Annotated in this window: 10 protein-coding genes; 7 read left to right on the top strand and 3 right to left on the bottom strand. The window is 67.9% G+C overall.

The window, feature by feature from the left end; all coding sequences use genetic code 11:
- Positions 1 to 67 precede the first annotated feature (67 nt).
- Together AC4D1W_RS03000 and AC4D1W_RS02995 are read left to right on the top strand one after the other, a co-directional pair.
- Positions 68 to 2158 (top strand): molybdopterin oxidoreductase family protein, encoded by a 2091-nt coding sequence (locus AC4D1W_RS03000; protein WP_490897767.1) that lies wholly within the window; start codon positions 68 to 70, stop codon positions 2156 to 2158.
- The gene (locus AC4D1W_RS02995; RefSeq protein ID WP_490897766.1) at positions 2155 to 3687 is read left to right on the top strand and encodes an FAD-dependent oxidoreductase; all 1533 of its coding nucleotides are present in this window, start codon (positions 2155 to 2157) and stop codon (positions 3685 to 3687) included. Before AC4D1W_RS03000 ends, AC4D1W_RS02995 begins: the two co-directional genes overlap by 4 nt.
- Before the next feature lie 137 nt (positions 3688 to 3824).
- Here AC4D1W_RS02995 and AC4D1W_RS02990 read toward each other — a convergent pair whose 3' ends face one another.
- Both AC4D1W_RS02990 and AC4D1W_RS02985 read right to left on the bottom strand, forming a co-directional pair.
- Entirely contained in the window at positions 3825 to 4649 is an 825-nt protein-coding gene (locus AC4D1W_RS02990; RefSeq protein WP_490897765.1) for an endonuclease domain-containing protein, read from the bottom strand.
- A gap of 276 nt (positions 4650 to 4925) precedes the next feature.
- A complete protein-coding gene (locus tag AC4D1W_RS02985) occupies positions 4926 to 6323 on the bottom strand; it encodes an NAD(P)H-quinone dehydrogenase (RefSeq protein ID WP_490897764.1) in 1398 nt (465 codons plus the stop codon).
- A gap of 157 nt (positions 6324 to 6480) precedes the next feature.
- Between AC4D1W_RS02985 and AC4D1W_RS02980 the strand changes: the two genes are divergently transcribed.
- Positions 6481 to 7275, top strand: coding sequence for a purine-nucleoside phosphorylase (locus AC4D1W_RS02980; protein ID WP_490897886.1), 795 nt, complete (start codon positions 6481 to 6483; stop codon positions 7273 to 7275).
- Between the two features lies 1 nt (position 7276).
- Positions 7277 to 8995: a phospho-sugar mutase gene (locus AC4D1W_RS02975; protein WP_490897763.1), complete on the top strand. Its 1719-nt coding sequence runs from the start codon at positions 7277 to 7279 to the stop codon at positions 8993 to 8995.
- Here the strand turns inward: AC4D1W_RS02975 and nirD are convergent.
- Positions 8992 to 9372, bottom strand: a complete 381-nt coding sequence (gene nirD, locus AC4D1W_RS02970; protein ID WP_490890737.1) for a nitrite reductase small subunit NirD — start codon at positions 9370 to 9372, stop codon at positions 8992 to 8994. The two genes, AC4D1W_RS02975 and nirD, sit on opposite strands and share 4 nt — an antisense overlap.
- Positions 9373 to 9616: 244 nt before the next feature.
- Between nirD and nirB the strand changes: the two genes are divergently transcribed.
- The 3 genes from nirB to AC4D1W_RS02955 are packed head-to-tail and all read left to right on the top strand — an operon-like array spanning position 9617 to position 14435.
- A complete protein-coding gene (gene nirB, locus AC4D1W_RS02965) occupies positions 9617 to 12253 on the top strand; it encodes a nitrite reductase large subunit NirB (RefSeq protein ID WP_490897762.1) in 2637 nt (878 codons plus the stop codon).
- Positions 12250 to 13308, top strand: coding sequence for a uroporphyrinogen-III C-methyltransferase (cobA, locus tag AC4D1W_RS02960; RefSeq protein WP_490897761.1), 1059 nt, complete (start codon positions 12250 to 12252; stop codon positions 13306 to 13308). Before nirB ends, cobA begins: the two co-directional genes overlap by 4 nt.
- Positions 13305 to 14435, top strand: coding sequence for a uroporphyrinogen-III synthase (locus AC4D1W_RS02955; protein ID WP_490897760.1), 1131 nt, complete (start codon positions 13305 to 13307; stop codon positions 14433 to 14435). The genes cobA and AC4D1W_RS02955 overlap by 4 nt, the downstream gene beginning before the upstream one ends.
- Positions 14436 to 14457: the final 22 nt, after the last annotated feature.

The following is a 14457-nucleotide window of genomic DNA, read 5'->3' as shown; positions in this document are numbered from 1 at the left end:
TTCTCCTTCACGCAGCTCCGCGGGCACCACTGCCACCCACTGCCCCTATTGCGCCCTGCAATGCGCCATGACGCTCAGCACTTCGGTGCCCGGCGCAGCGTTCGACTCAGCAGCGTTCGACTCAGTGGAGGTGAGCGGCCGGGACTTCCCCACCAACAAGGGTGGCCTGTGCCGCAAGGGGTGGACGTCCGCGGAGCTGCTGAAGCACCCGGACCGGGTGCGTGAACCCCTTCTGAAGAACGACGACGGCGAGCACCGCCCCATCTCGTGGGACCACGCACTTGAGCTCATCCGGGATCGCGTCCTGTCGACGCAGGCGCAGTACGGCGCCGATTCTGTCGGTGTTTTCGGCGGCGGCGGACTCACCAATGAAAAGGCCTACCTGCTCGGCAAGTTCGCTCGCCTGGCCCTGCGAACCTCCCGGATCGACTACAACGGGCGGTTCTGCATGTCCTCGGCGGCTGCGGCGGGGAACAGGGCGTTCGGACTCGACCGGGGCCTGCCCTTCCCGCTGGCGGACCTCGGCTCAGCACGCACCATCCTCATGCTCGGGTCCAACACCGCAGACACCATGCCGCCGTTCGTGCAGCACCTGCAGGGCGCGCGGGATGCCGCCGGCCTGATCGTCGTCGACCCGCGCCGGTCCGCCACGGCGGATCTCACCTCGGAGGGTCGGGGCAGGCACCTGCAGCCGGCACCGAAGACGGATCTGGCCCTGCTGCTCGGGATCACGCATGTGGTGATCATGGACGGACTCGTGGACTCCGCGTACGTGCGGAACAGGACCCGCGGTTACGACGCCGTCGCCCGCAGCGTGACCCCGTGGTGGCCCGAACGCGTCCAGGCGGTGACGGGCGTGCCGGCGCACCTCATCCGCGAAACGGCGCACCGGTTGGCTGAGCCCGGAGGCACCTACATCCTGACCGGACGCGGCGTCGAGCAGCACGCCAACGGCACCGATACCGCCACCGCCGCCATCAACCTCGCACTCCTCCTCGGCCTGCCCGGAACACCGGGAAGCGGGTACGGCACCCTGACGGGTCAGGGCAACGGGCAGGGCGGACGGGAACACGGGCAGAAAGCGGACCAGCTTCCCGGATACCGCAAAATCACCGATCCCGCGGCCCGCAAGCACGTCGCCGGAGTCTGGGGCGTACCGGAGGAAACCATCCCGGGACCGGGAGTTCCCGCCGTCGAACTTTTGGGCTCCCTCGGTCAGCCCGGAGGGGTGCGCTGCCTGTTTGTGCACGGGGCAAACGTGGTGGTGTCGGCTCCCAACGCGTCGACCGTCCTGACCGGGCTGCGCAACCTCGACTTCCTGGTGGTGTGCGATTTCTTCCTCTCCGAGACCGCCGCGGAGGCAGATCTGGTGCTGCCGGTGCTCCAGTGGGCCGAGGAGGAAGGCACCATGACCAACCTCGAGGGCCGCATCCTGCGACGCCGTGCCGCTGTGGCCCCTCCACCGGACGCGCGCAGCGAGCTCTGGATCATGGCTCGGCTTGCTGAGCTGCTGGACGCGCCGTCGTCGTTCCCCGAGGACCCGGAGACGGTCTTCACCGAACTCCGCGCGGCGAGCGCGGGCGGCATCGCAGACTACTCCGGCGTGGACTACGCCATGCTCGACGACGGTGCCGCCGCCTACTGGCCGTACCCGACCGGCAGCGGGGGCACTCCCCGACTCTTCCTCAACAGCTTCGCCCACCCCAACGGGAAAGCGGTGCTGCACGCGGTGGCGCCGCCGTCGTCGGGTGGTCCTGCTGCTGTTCCCTCTTCCGATGGAATGCTCGCGCTGGCCACCGGGCGGTTGCTGGAGCACTACCAGTCCGGCTCACAGACCCGCCGCGTAGGCGACCTCGCGGCGGCCAGTAGCGACCAGGCACTGCAGATTCATCCCGTGACCGCTGCGGGCCTCGGCATCCTTGACGGCGCCGAGGTTGAGATCAGCAACGAGCGCGGAACCGTGGTGGCCCGGGCAGAGCTTTCAGGCGCCGTGCGGCCCGACACTGTCTTCCTCTCCTTCCACTTCCCCGGGGCAGGCAACGCGAATGTGCTGACCTCCTCGGAGACGGACCCCGTGTCCGGGATGCCCGAATTCAAGACCACGCGGGTGTCGGTGCGCGTGCACCGGCCCGCACAGATTGAGGCGGTGGCCGTATGACTTTTCCCGAGCGCATTGTGGTGGTGGGGTTCGGCCCCGTGGCCGCCCGGTTCATCGATGTCCTTGAGCCTTCCCTGGCATCGGGCGCGGTGAGCCTGACCGTCATCGGGTCCGAACCCGAGGCCGCCTACAACCGCGTACTGGTTGCCGACCTGGGCGTCGGGCGGACCTCCCCTGACGCGATTGCGCTCAGCGATGCGTCCCGTCTCGCTTCGCTGGGAACCGAGGTCCTGCTCGGAACCGGCGTGCGGCGGATTGACCGGGCACGCCAGCAGGTCCAGCTCGACGACGGCACCGTCCGCCCCTACGACCGGCTGGTCCTGGCGACCGGTGCCCGCCCTGTTATCCCCTACCTCGCGGGGTTGAACCCGGATCCGCTGCACCCCACCCTGCCCACCGGCGTCACGGTATTGCGCGACCTGGCCGACGCACGTGCGTTGCGCTCCGTCGTCGAACGCCGGGGTGACGTGGTGATTCTCGGTGGCGGGATCCTCGGCCTTGAAGCGGCGCTCGCCGCGGCGGAGGAGGGTGCGCGGGTCACGGTCGTCCATCACGGCGACTACCCGCTGGCCCGCAACATCGACGACGGCGGCGGCCGCGTGCTCGCTTCCGCGCTCCGTTCCCATGGGGTGCGGCTGGTGTCCGGGGCGAAGGCCGTGGGCCTTGAGCACGACGACGCCGGTACCTTCACCGCCCTGCGCCTCGACGATGGCCGGCTGGTGTCCGGGGACCTGCTGGTGCTCTCCTGCGGCGTCCGGCCGCGGATTGAGCTGGCCGACGGCGCCGGCCTCCCCGTGGACACCGGAATCCTCGTTGGCCATACCCTGCAGGTCCACCACGACGAGTACATTTACGCGATCGGCGACTGCGCCGAGATCCGCTGCACTTCTCCGGGGTGCGCCGACTGCCGGGAGAACACTGCGCCGTCCGGCTTGATCGGTCCGGGGTGGAAGCAGGCCGAGTGGCTGGCCAATGCCTTCGCTGCGGACCTGGCATCAGTTGACGGCAGCCGGTACGTGGAGGCCGCACTCCCGCCCGTGCTCATGCTGAAGGCACGCGGGCTGGACGCGGTGGTGGCGGGCGATGTGTCCGCCGACCCGTGGGCCTTGCACGAGGACGGCACCGCCGTCGCGCTCTGGGCCGACCCGCAGCAGGGCAGTTACGCGAAGATGGTTACCCGCGACGGGGTCCTGCAGGGCCTGGTCTGTGTCGGGTTGCCGCGCGCCGGGGCTGAACTGGTGCTGCTGTTCGAGAGCGGCGCCGTGCTGCCCGCTGACCGATCGAGCCTGTTGCGGCTGGACGGGGCGGAAGCGGAGGCGGCGCCGTCGTCGTTGGCTTCCGACCCTGCGGCGACCGTGTGCCGGTGCGCCGGGGTGAGCCGGGGCAGCATCGAGCAGGCCGCCGTCGTCGGCTGTTCAAGTGTCCAGGAGGTGTCGGCATCGACCCGTGCGGGGACCGGGTGCGGCGGCTGCCACTCGGACATCCGGACGATCATCGAGCAGCACTTCCAACAACCCGCGTCCGTCTAGTCCCACGTCCGTCTGGTGGCAGCGCCTTCGCGCGGGCCGGTTTCCCCGGGTACTGCTCCCCAAACCGCGTGTCGCGGGCTGACACGCCGCCATACCACCGACGACGCCGGCAGGACTTGGGGAATCCGGCTCGCCTTTCATCGGATGACCCGCCCGGAGAGCACCGCACGCACCTGGTCAAGAACCGCCTCGCTGCAAAACATGATGTCTTCGTAGCTGTAGCGCAGTACAAGGTATCCGCCGGCGATGGTTGTGTTGTTCCGCTGAAGATCGCGGCGCAGCGCCCTTCGATCGGAGTGGTACGCGGCCCCGTCGACCTCGACCACCAGGAAGCCCTCCAGCAGGAAGTCGACGCGCCCAACACCGTTGATGAACACCTGGGTCTCCACGTGGAAGCCGGCGCTTCGGAAAAGGATCCGTGCAACAACCTCGATCGCGGAGTCGGCGCAACCCGTCACGAGATTCAGGGCGGCTCTTGCCTTGCCGTTGCGGTCCCCCTGCAGTCGCTCGAGCAGGAAGGACCGCACCGTGTCGCCGCGCCGGAGGGAACACTCGGCCATGACGGCAGCCTCCACCGGCGGGAGGCAGTGCAGTGCGTGAACCAGCACGTCAACGACCCCCAGTAGAGGCGGGTACTCGTGTGGTGGTACGGAGCGTTCGCGGTGATTCAGGAAACCCCGTCCGTGGCCGTGAAGGCAACTGAGACGAGGGCGAGTTGGCGGATGAAGGGACCACAACCCGTAGTGCTTCGCCGCCGAAGCGCACGTCAGGAGCCCATTATTCATGAGGGCTACCCGGAAATCGTCGGGAGCATCCGGCAGAGCCAATAGCCCGGTTCGAAGACGCACAACTTTCCCGCCGGCCACCTGGTTGGCGATCTGCCTCTTACTGACACCGCGGTCCCGAAGCGTCTGCGTGCGAGCCACCGATCCAACACTGCGCAGCACTTCGATTGCGTCCACCGTGCCAGTACAGCTGCTGTATTCAGGCAGCCCTCGACGAGGAGCGGGCTATGTGCACAACCTGCCCGCGTTTCGCGGCTTGTGGAGGGACGGCCCGACAGGGTCAGGCGGCGTCCGGCGGGCCGTTTTCCCCGTTTACTGGGCCCATCACCGCGTGTCACGCCCCGACACGCCGACAAAACGACGACGACGGCGGCAGAACCTGGGGAATCCGGCCCGCCTGTGCTGGGGGCTGGGACTGTGCTGGGGGCGAGGCTGGGGCTGGGCGGGGGGAGGTTAGTGGACGTGCAGGCGCCGCGCGGCCTCCGAGATGGAGCCGGTCAGCGACGGGTACACCGTGAACGTGTTCGCGACGTCGTCCACGTGCAGCTTCTTGGTGACGGCGAGCGCCAGCGGGAAGATCAGCTCGGACGCACGCGGAGCAACCACGACGCCGCCGATCACCGTACCGGAGCCCTTCCGCGCGATAATCTTCACGAACCCGTCCTTGACGTTCATCATCTTGGCGCGCGCATTGGTGCTGAGCGAGAGCTTGAAAACGTCGCCCTGGTACTGGCCCGACTCGACGTCGGCCTCCGAAACTCCCACCGAGGCGATCTCGGGTGCGGTGAAAATGTTCGAGGCGACCGTCTTGAGCTTGAGCGGCGTGACGCTGTCGCCCATCAGGTGCGCCATAGCGATGCGGCCCTGCATGGCGGCCACGGAGGCAAGCGCCAGGACGCCGGTGCAGTCTCCGGACGCATACACGTTCGGCGCGGTGGTGCGGGAGACGCCGTCGACCTTGATGTGGCCCGTCTCGGTCAACGCGACGCCGGCCTCTTCCAGACCGATGCCCGAGGTGTTCGGAATGGCGCCGACGGCAACGAGGCAGTGGCTGCCGTTGACGGTGCGCCCGTCGGAGAGCGTGACCTGGACGCCGTCCTCGGTTCGCTCAACACCCTGCGCGCGGGACTTGGACAGCACGTTCATGCCGCGGGAACGGAAGACGTTTTCGAGGACCTCTGCGGCGTCGGCATCCTCACCGGGCAGCACGCGGTCGCGGCTCGAGATCAGGGTGACCTGCGCACCGAGGCCGTGGTAGGCCGACGCGAACTCCGCACCCGTCACGCCGGAGCCGATGACGATCAGGTGTTCGGGAACCTCAGTGAGGTTGTAGACCTGCTTCCAGTTGAAGATCCGCTCACCGTCCGGGATGGCGGTGGGAAGCTCGCGCGGGTGTGCGCCGACTGCCAGGAGGATCGCGTCCGCCTCGATGGTGGTGGTTCCGGTATCCGTCTCGACCTCGAGCCGGTGGTTGTCCAGCAGCTTCCCTGCACCAATGATGATCTTCACGCCGGCGCGCTCGAGCGCCGCGGAGATGTCCCTCGACTGGTCCACCGCCAGGTCCAGCAACCGCTGGTTCACCTGCGTGAAGTCCGCGTAGGCCGCCGATTCATCGGCAAACTTCACGCCGAGATTGTGGGCGTTGGCTACGCGAGCCATGGTGTCAGCCGTGGCGATAAGCGTCTTGGAAGGAACGACGTCGGTGAGCACCGCTGAGCCACCGAGCCCGTTCTGCTCGACGATGGTGACCGACGCTCCCAGCGAGGCAGCGACCATGGCCGCCTCATAGCCGCCCGGACCTCCCCCGAGAATCGCGATACGGAGGGCGCTGAAATCCAGTTGACTCGTCACACCTGCCATTCTGTCCTATTGGGCACCAGCCCTCAAACGTCCCGACCGCGCCCCGCCGCGTGCCCGAGGGCGTGCTCAAGGGCGTAGTCAGCGCTTGGGTGGGTGGAACAACGCGCGCGCTGGCGGTAGGTTGGACCGGGTGATTGACGAATCCTCGATGGACCCGTTCTCCCTTGCCCGCGCTGCTGCCGACTACATCGCACACAAGACTTCGGTGGAGTCCCATGACATTGCGCTGGTGCTGGGTTCCGGCTGGGGTGAAGCCGCCGAGCTGATCGGCGAAACCACGCACACGCTTCAGGCACCGGACATCCCGGGGTTCGCTGCCCCCGCAGTCGAAGGGCATGTCGGCACGGTGAGGTCCATCCTCACCCCGGCCGGGAAGCGTGCACTCGTACTCGGCGCACGCACCCATTACTACGAGGGCCGCGGCGTCCGCGCAGTGGTGCACGGGGTGCGGACCGCCGCCGCTGCAGGCGCGAAGGTAATGGTCCTCACCAACGGCTGCGGCGGGCTGCAGGAGCAGTGGGCGCCCGGCACACCGGTGCTCATCAGCGACCACATCAATCTCACGGCCACTTCCCCGCTGGAGGGTGCCACCTTCGTTGACCTCACCGACCTGTACTCCACCCGCCTCCGTGAGCTCGCCCGCGAGGTTGATTCCACGCTCGACGAGGGCGTCTACGCACAGTTCACCGGGCCGCACTACGAAACCCCGGCGGAGGTCCAGTACGCCAAGCGGATCGGCGCTGATCTGGTAGGCATGTCCACCGCTCTGGAGGCCATCGCTGCCCGTCACGCCGGCATGGAGGTCTTTGGAATGTCTCTCGTCACCAATCTGGCCGCCGGCATCAGCCCGGTCCCACTCAGCCACGCAGAGGTCCTGGAAGCCGGCCAGGCCGCGGGGCCCCGAATATCCCGGCTCCTCGCAGACATCATCGGCAGGCTCTGACATGGACCTCTTCACCCAAGCCCGCGAATGGGCCGCACAGGACCCGGATCCCGAGACGCGCGCCGAGCTGGAAGACCTGCTGGCCCGCGCCGCGAACGACGACGACGCCGGCCAGGGCGCTGCCCTGCAGCAGCTCGACGACGCCTTCCGTGGTCCGCTGGTCTTCGGAACGGCCGGCCTCCGTGCCCCACTGGGCCCCGGCCCCAACCGGATGAACCGGGTGGTCGTCCGAAGCACGGCTGCGGGACTGGCAGCCCACGCGCTGAACCTGGCCGGGGGCGCCTACGCGCCACGCGCCGTCATCGGCTTCGATGCCCGCCGCAACTCGCGCGTCTTTGCCGAGGAAACGGCCGCCATCTTCACGGCCGCAGGCCTTGAGACCTTCCTCATGCCCAGCGAGCTCCCGACGCCGGTGCTCGCCTACTCGGTGCGCGCTCTCGAGTGCGAGGTCGGCGTCATGGTGACGGCAAGCCATAACCCGCCCCAGGACAACGGCTACAAGGTATACCTCGGTGGCCGTGCAGTGGAGGACACGGCCCGCGGCGTACAGATTGTCTACCCTCATGACGCGCAGATCGCCGCGCAGATCGCCGCGGTCAGCAGCGTCCGATTGGCGGAGAGCGGCTGGAACGTTCTGCCCCAGAGCATCGAGACCGACTACGTGGCCTCGGTCATCGGGCTCGTGGACGGCACCCCCTCTCCTAAACGCGACCTGTCGATCGTGCTCACGCCCATGCACGGAGTCGGAGGCCGCACGGCGCAACAGGTCCTCGCATCCGCCGGGTTCAGTACGGTGCACGTCGTCAAGGAACAGGCCGAGCCCGATCCCACCTTCCCCACGGTGGACTTCCCGAATCCGGAGGAGCCGGGCGCGCTGGACCTCGCCCTTGCAGCCGCGGCGCACCAGGACGCCGACCTTGTCCTGGCGAACGACCCCGACGCCGACCGCATGGCCGCCGCCGCCAAGGACCCGGCGACCGGTGAATGGCGGATACTGCGCGGTGACGAAACGGGTGCGCTCCTTGGCCTGCATATTGCAGCCCGGCTGCAAGCCAAGGGCCCGGGCGAGCAGGACCAACCGAACGCCGTGTTCGCCAACTCGGTGGTCTCCTCGCGGCTGCTCGGCAGGATCGCCGAAGCGTCCGGGATCAGCCACGCGCAGACCCTCACCGGGTTCAAGTGGATCTCCCGCGTTCCGAACCTCAGCTACGGCTATGAGGAAGCACTCGGCTATTGCGTGGCCCCCGATCTGGTGCGAGACAAGGACGGTGTGTCCGCCGCCCTGCTGCTGGCAGAGCTCGCGGCCTCCTGCAAAGCCGAAGGCAAGACCCTCTTTGACATCCTCGACGAGCTCGCCCTCATCCACGGCCTGCACGCCAGCGACCAGCTGTCTGTGCGCGTCGGTAGTCTCGGGCTGCTGGGAGCGATGATGAACCGCCTGCGCGAGGCACCGCCGTCGTCGTTCGCGGGTTCCGACGTGGTGGTCACGGAGGATCTGGCCGAAGGCGCAACCCTGCCGCCCACCGACGGGTTGCTCTATCTCACCCGGGACGACACCCGGGTGATCATCCGGCCCAGCGGCACCGAGCCCAAGCTCAAGTGCTACCTGGAGGTTATCGAGCCGGTGGATTCCGCCGCCGAGCTCGGGAGCGTTAAAGCAACAGCGCGGACCAGGCTTGACGCCGTGATCCGCGATGTTGAGGAAGCGCTCGGGCTCTAGACGAGCACTTCCACAGTTCCGTCGATTACCCGTGTCGGGAAGCTCCGTAGAGCCGTCCCCACTCCCGATGCGGGTTCGCCGGAGTCCAGAAAGTAGATCTCCTTGTGCAGGGGCGAGGTGATGGTGAACCTCTGTCCCTTGGAGCCTACGATTCCACGCGCCATCACCTGGGAGCCGCTCACGGGGTCCCGGTGCGAGACGGCGAACACCGTCGCCGAGTCCACCCGGAACAGCGCCACCTGGCGACCGTGGATCAATGCGGCCTCGCCCCAGCACAACTCGAGGTCCTCAAGCCGGCAGATGGGGTACCAGTTGCCGTCGTAAGAGGTTTCGACATCGAGCGCGAGGCCGGGTGTGTGGTCGAGTTGCAGAGTCATGAGTCTCCCCGTTCGGTTTGCCTGTTCTGGTGACTGAAGGCCTGCACTCGACGCTACGAAGGCAGCGTTTCGGCTTTCCGCCCGAAGTGTTGCGAACGCGTAAAACGCACCTCACCCTGACCCCTGAGGTCGGTGAGCGTGAAGTTAATCTTCGTTTACATAAGTGAAATCACGGGGCAACTGGGCGTCCGTACGCTCGGTACCTAAGTGCGGAGACCTACTCCCAGCGCGAAAGGTACCCATCATGACTCCAGCGTCCCTGAACCAAATCCTCGTTGTCGGCGGCGGCCCGGCCGCCCACCGCTTCGTCGAAGCCATGTGGTCCCGCGGACTGGACGGCTTCCACGTCACCGTCCTCACCGAGGAGACCTGGCTGCCGTATGACAGGGTTGCCCTCAGCCAGGCACTGCTCGACGACGTCGACCTCACCCTGGGTGAGGCCGCCATGTGGGACCACCCCGCAATCACGCTCGCCGCCGGTTCCCGCGCCGTTGCACTGGACCGGGAGGCCCGCACCGTCACCACGGAGGCCGGTGCTGTCTACCCCTATGACCAGCTTGTGCTCGCCACCGGCTCCAACGCAGCCCGCCTCCCCTTCTCGGGGATGGATGCTGCCCACGTCTACCGAACGGTCGACGACGTCCGTACCCTCCGCACGGAGGTCACGCGCCTGACCGCCGAGTACGGGCGAACCATCGATGCGGTGGTCATCGGTGGCGGTCTGCTGGGCCTCGAAGCGGCCGGCGGTATGCAGTCCCTCGGCGCCAAGTCCGCCGTCATCAACGGCGCGCCCTGGCTGATGAACACGCAGTTGGACCAGGGCGGCGGGCAGGCGCTCGACCGGCTCATCACCGCCAAGGGTCTCGAGGTGCATGGCGGTGTCTTCCCCACCGAGTTCGTGGTGGAGGACGGGCGGATGGTCGGCGTGGACATGGCCGACGGGCGCCGGATTCCCGCGGACCTGGTCGTGGTTGCCATCGGTGTCCGTCCCCGGGATGAACTCCCCCGCGACGCCGGGATGACCATGGGCCCGCGCGGCGGCGTGGTCATCGACGATGCCTGCGCCACCGAGGACCCGAGCATCTGGGCGATCGGTGAGGTCGCCTGCTTCGAGGACATGTGTCTCGGCCTCGTGGCCCCGGCCAACACCATGGCGGAGATCGTCGCAGACCGGCTGCACGGCGGTACCGCCACATTCCCCGGGTTCGACACCGCCACCAAGCTCAAGCTTTCCGGCGTCGAGGTTGCAGCGTTCGGTGACGCCTTCGCGAAGACCGAACACAGCCTCGAGATCGTGTACGCGGATCCCGCCCGCGGCCTCTACCAGAAGCTCGTGGTCACCGACGATGCCAAGACGCTCCTCGGCGGCATCTTCGTCGGCGACGCCTCCCCCTACACCGCGCTCCGTCCGCTGCTGGGACGCGAGCTCAGCGCCGAGCCGGGCGCGTACCTCTCCGCTGCCGGTGCCGGTGAGGCTCCGGACACCGAGCTGCCCGATGACGCCATCCTCTGCTCCTGCAACAATGTCTCCGCGGGCTCGATCCGCGATGCCGTCAACGGGTGCGGCACCTGCGAGGGTTCCGAACCTGTCCGCGAGCTCGCCCCGCTGAAGGGCTGCACCAAGGCCGGAACCGGCTGCGGCTCCTGCGTGCCGATGCTCAAGAAGCTCCTCGAGGGTGAGCTGAAGAAGAGCGGCATCGAGGTTTCCAAGACATTGTGTGAGCACTTCACGATGTCCCGCCCAGAACTCTTCGAGGCAGTCAGGGTCCTCGAGCTCGACAGTTTCGAAGGCATCATCGAACGCTTCGGCGTCCCTGAGGCCGGCGTCCTCGGCTGTGACATCTGCAAGCCCGTCGTCGCATCCATCCTCGCCTCGCAGCGCGCGGAGTACGTGCTCGACGGCGGCCGCGGCATCCTGCAGGACACCAACGACCGCGCGCTGGCCAACATGCAGAAAAACGGCACCTACTCGGTAGTGCCGCGCATCCCGGGCGGCGAGATCACCCCTGAGAAACTGGGCGTGATCGCCAAGGTGGCCCAGGACTTCAACCTGTATACAAAGATCACGGGCGGGCAGCGCATCGACATGTTCGGTGCCCGGCTGGAGGAACTCCCGGAGATCTGGAAGATCCTCGTCGAGGCCGGCTTCGAATCCGGTCAGGCGTACGGCAAGAGCCTGCGGACCGTGAAATCCTGCGTCGGCTCGACCTGGTGCCGGTTCGGTGTCCAGGACTCAGTGGCCATGGCCATCCAGCTGGAGCTGCGCTACCGCGGTCTCCGCAGCCCCCACAAGCTGAAGTTCGGCGTCTCGGGCTGCGCCCGTGAATGTGCGGAGGCGCGCGGCAAGGACGTCGGTATCATCGCCACCTCGGACGGCTGGAACCTGTATGTCGGCGGCAACGGCGGTGCCACGCCCGCCCACGCGGAGCTGTTGGCGAAGGACCTCGACGATGACACCCTCATCCGCTACATCGACCGCTACCTCATGTATTACATCCGCACCGCGGACCGGCTGCAGCGCACAGCGGCCTGGCAGGCCGAGCTCGACGGCGGACTGAAGCACGTCGAGGATGTCATCATCAACGACTCACTCGGCATCGCCGAGGACCTTGAAACCGCCATGGCGCGCCACGTCGACAACTACGAGGATGAGTGGGCTGCCACCCTGAAGGATCCTGAGCGCCTGCGCCGGTTCCGCTCCTTCGTCAACGCTCCGCATGAGAAGGACGACTGGATCGCCAACGTCCCCGAGCGCGGCCAGATCCGGCCCGCCACCGAGGAGGAACGCGCAGCGGCGCAGGCCGGGTCCGGTCCGGTACTGCTGGGCAGCGGCATTCCGGTCCGTCAGGGTGCAGAAAAAGCAACAGAGGCGGCGAAATGAACTCCCCCCTGGGCACCGATCTCACCCTTGACTGCGCAGGACTGACCGTCCTGATCGCCGGCACGACGACGGCGGCCCGCCACACGGTGCGCCGCTACAGCGCCGGCGGTGCGACCGTCCGCCGCATTGCGACCTCCGCCCAGTTCCACCCGCGGCTGCTGGACGCAGTGAGCCTCGCGGTGGTCGTGGCGAACGGCGACGGTGACCTCCCTGATGGGGACGGTTGGGCGCCGCTGCGCGAGGCCTGCCGGGAGCGCAGGATCCTCACCGCCTCCGAAGAGCCCGCCACGCCGGGCGGCAGGGTCACCCTGATCGGGGGTGGACCGGGGGCGGAGGACCTGCTCACCGGGCGCGCCAGGCAGGCGCTCCGGGAGGCCGACGTCGTACTTTTTGACCGGCTGGGACCGTACCGCACGCTGCCGCAAATGGCGCCGGGCGCTGAGCTGATCGACGTCGGGAAGACGCCCGGACACCACCCGGTCAGCCAGACGGACATCGAAAAGCTCATGGTCGCGAAGGCACGCGAAGGCCGGCACGTAGTGCGGCTGAAGGGCGGGGATCCCTTTGTCTTCGGGCGGGGCGGCGAAGAGGTCAACACCTGTACGGCCGCGGGCATCCCCGTGACCACGGTGCCGGGAATCAGCAGCTCCATTGCCGTACCGGCGGCCGCCGGGATTCCCGTCACCTACCGTGGAGTGGCGCACGCGTTCACGGTCGTTTCGGGTCACCAGCCGCTGACCGATCAGGAACTTGAGGCGCTGGCAAAGCTCGGCGGCACTATCGTGGTGTTGATGGGAATCGGCACACTACCGCAGCTGACGTCCGGCCTCCGCAGGGCCGGACTGGCCGCAAACGTGCCCGTGGCGATAGTAGAGAAGGGCTACAGCCCCGAACAGCGGACCACCGTCACCAACCTGGGCGAGGCCGTGACGGCTGCCGGCCTGGCGCGCTGCACGTCGCCCGCCGTCGTCGTGATCGGTGAGGTGGTCCGGCAGCGCCGGGATTTCTCCACCACCCTTGAGCAGGTCCTGACGCATCCGATGGTGGCGTCGTGACGGTGACTGCTCCGCTGGCGACAGAGGTACCGGCCGATGGATCGCTGGCCGGTTTCCGCATCGGCGTGACGTCGGACCGCCGATCGGGTGACCTCATTGATGCACTGGAGCGGCGCGGCGCCACGGTGCTGCACGCGCCGGCCCTCAAAATCGCACCCGTGGCCGCTGACCTGCCGCTGATCGAGGACACCCGGGCGATCATTGCCGCGCGGCCGGACTATGCGGTGGTCACCACTGCGTACGGGTTGCGCCGATGGTCCGAGGCTGCCGATGCGGCGGGCGTCGGGGAAGCACTGCTGGCGGTGCTCGGCGAGTCGAAGATCTACGTCCGCGGGCCCAAAGCACGCGGTGCCGTACGCGCCGCCGGGCTGACAGACGTCGGCATCAGCCACGATGAGACCACGGCATCGCTCGTGAACATGATGCTCGGACTCGACCTGCGCGGAAAAACCGTGGCTGTTCAGCTCCACGGCTACACCGACTACCGGCAGCTCGACCGGCTGCGGCAGGCCGGCGCCCAGGTCCTCACCGCAACGCCGTACCGCTGGGTCAAGCCCGCCGGGTCCGACCAGCTGCCACGGCTCATCGAGGCGGTCTGCAGCGGAGGAGTCGACATCGTGACCTTTACCAGCGCTCCGGCCGTTGACGCCGTGCTGAGTACTGCATCCGAGATGGGCTGCCGTGACGCGTTCCTGCAGGCTCTGTCCGGGCCGGTGACGGCCGCCGTCGTCGGGCCCGTGACTGCACAGCCGCTGGTGGATGCGGGAGTGTCGCCGCTGATACCGGAGCGGTACCGCATGGGAGCGCTGATCCGGCTGGTGGGCGAGTATCTGGGCCAGCACCGCGTCCTGCGGTACCCGAGCCGGTATGGACTGATCGAGCTGCGCGGAAAGAACCTGCGCATCGATGGGAACGCCGTCGAGCTTGCACCTGCGCCGATGAGCGTGTTCCGTGCCCTGGTCGAGGCCAATGGAACAGTGCTCTCGCGTGAACAGCTCGCGGGCGTGCTGCCGGGCGATGCCGGAGAACACGCATTGGACATGACGATCAGCCGGCTGCGGAAGTCGCTGCCGGAGGGTCGTCTCGTGGCGACGGTGATCAAGCGCGGGTACCGGCTGCAGCTTTAGCTGCTACCCGCCCTCCGTCCCG

The organism is Arthrobacter sp. TJ-170, assembly GCF_058269305.1.
This window is presented reverse-complemented; position numbering and strand designations above follow the sequence as displayed.

Coding starts and splice junctions, on each gene's coding strand:
- AC4D1W_RS03000 (WP_490897767.1), top strand. CDS start 68: ATGACGCTCAGCACTTCGGTGCCCGGCGCAGCGTTCGACTCAGCAGCG.
- AC4D1W_RS02995 (WP_490897766.1), top strand. CDS start 2,155: ATGACTTTTCCCGAGCGCATTGTGGTGGTGGGGTTCGGCCCCGTGGCC.
- AC4D1W_RS02980 (WP_490897886.1), top strand. CDS start 6,481: ATGGACCCGTTCTCCCTTGCCCGCGCTGCTGCCGACTACATCGCACAC.
- AC4D1W_RS02975 (WP_490897763.1), top strand. CDS start 7,277: ATGGACCTCTTCACCCAAGCCCGCGAATGGGCCGCACAGGACCCGGAT.
- nirD (WP_490890737.1), bottom strand. CDS start 9,372: ATGACTCTGCAACTCGACCACACACCCGGCCTCGCGCTCGATGTCGAA.
- nirB (WP_490897762.1), top strand. CDS start 9,617: ATGACTCCAGCGTCCCTGAACCAAATCCTCGTTGTCGGCGGCGGCCCG.
- cobA (WP_490897761.1), top strand. CDS start 12,250: ATGAACTCCCCCCTGGGCACCGATCTCACCCTTGACTGCGCAGGACTG.